Origin of the sequence: Acinetobacter rongchengensis, from assembly GCF_003611475.1 — a bacterium.
GTDB classification, from domain to species: domain Bacteria; phylum Pseudomonadota; class Gammaproteobacteria; order Pseudomonadales; family Moraxellaceae; genus Acinetobacter; species Acinetobacter rongchengensis.
The window spans coordinates 1-354 of record NZ_RAXT01000216.1 but is presented as its reverse complement, the minus strand read 5'-3'; the positions used below and the strand labels follow the sequence as shown (position 1 = coordinate 354).

Sequence of the window (354 nt, the reverse complement as noted above, 5' to 3'; positions counted from 1 at the left end):
GCTCGTCGTGGATTAAACAAACCTTTTAAACATATCACTTTCAATGTTGAGTTGGTTCAAGATCAAACTGATGCACCTTCAACAGAAGTCGATCGTCGTCGTGCAAGTGCTTAATTAAAATTGTTTTATTAAATACATTAAGCTATGAGATCACGTTTGATCTCATAGCTGTTGAAGTTAAATTAGATTGCTATGTATAGATATGCCTTGACTCATCTATGCATAGAAATTTAGAAACATAGACAAAGGTTTAGTCCTATGATCAATAAAAGTTCATTATCCATGATGGAAGCACTCTCCCAAATTACAGATGGCTCAACCATCATGATTGGTGGTTTTGGAACAGCTGGACAA

The 354-nt window shown here is 35.3% G+C and carries 1 protein-coding gene and 1 pseudogene; both read left to right on the top strand.

What is annotated here, in order from left to right; all coding sequences use genetic code 11:
• A pseudogene (locus D7V20_RS19605) lies at positions 1-114 on the top strand (catechol 1,2-dioxygenase); the annotation flags it as partial.
• A gap of 144 nt (positions 115-258) precedes the next feature.
• Positions 259-354: CoA-transferase (locus D7V20_RS19600; RefSeq protein ID WP_328588418.1), on the top strand; the 96-nt coding region annotated here is incomplete at its 3' end.